The sequence below is a fragment of the Psychrobacter sp. TB55-MNA-CIBAN-0194 genome (assembly GCF_040309505.1).
GTDB classification, from domain to species: domain Bacteria; phylum Pseudomonadota; class Gammaproteobacteria; order Pseudomonadales; family Moraxellaceae; genus Psychrobacter; species Psychrobacter fozii.
Map to the genome: position 1 here is coordinate 1 of NZ_JBEOOW010000029.1, position 628 is coordinate 628.

2 protein-coding genes are annotated in these 628 nt (G+C 40.8%); both read right to left on the minus strand.

All coding sequences use genetic code 11. From position 1 onward, the window contains the following. Positions 1-258: hypothetical protein (locus AAEY75_RS14100; protein WP_352259907.1), on the minus strand; the 258-nt coding region annotated here is incomplete at its 3' end. Positions 259-397: 139 nt separating this feature from the next. Next, a partial coding sequence (locus AAEY75_RS14105; RefSeq protein WP_352259908.1) for a hypothetical protein occupies positions 398-628 on the minus strand: 231 nt, incomplete at its 5' end.

Consider the following 628-nt stretch of genomic DNA (forward strand, 5'->3'; position numbering starts at 1 on the left):
GTACTGGTGAAAGACCAGATAATTACCACAACTGCAAAGTTGGCTTTGTAGCTTCTCGAAATCCAAAAGGGAATGAAGTTGAAAATTTGCCTTTTCCCCTTGGCTTAAACCACGAACATGGTTTAATATCTGTAATTGTCTGGTCTTTGCTTCGCTGTAGCGTTGCACTCTACCAGAGAAATTACATATTTCATTGAAGCCCTTGCTAGATTCACCCGCCAAAGTGTCGTCTAGTGAGGGTTTTCTTTTTTCAGTCATTTGTTATTTTTATCCTTAATATCCACACTTTATTTCTATGTATCAAGTAAGGCAAGCAGAGCTTGCAAAAAACCCCCAAGAGTGAGGACGGCAAAGGCAAGCTTTTGCCTGTCTCTCTCTCTTTTGGGGGTCTGTGTTTTTAGTGTGCAGCCGTAGGCTTAGAGCCTTTTGGAATGAAGTAAGTAATAGATTTACCATTTGCAAAAACCGATACCGGTACTCTGATAGATTTACCCTTAAGCCCTTCGAACAACTGTTTGTCATGAGTTATTAGAGTTATAAGGTCGTTTCGACTTTCGCCGTTCTGGAGAACTACTTCACCCAGTATCTGAATTTTGTCTTGGCCACCGTATTCTTTTTCGTCCTTAAC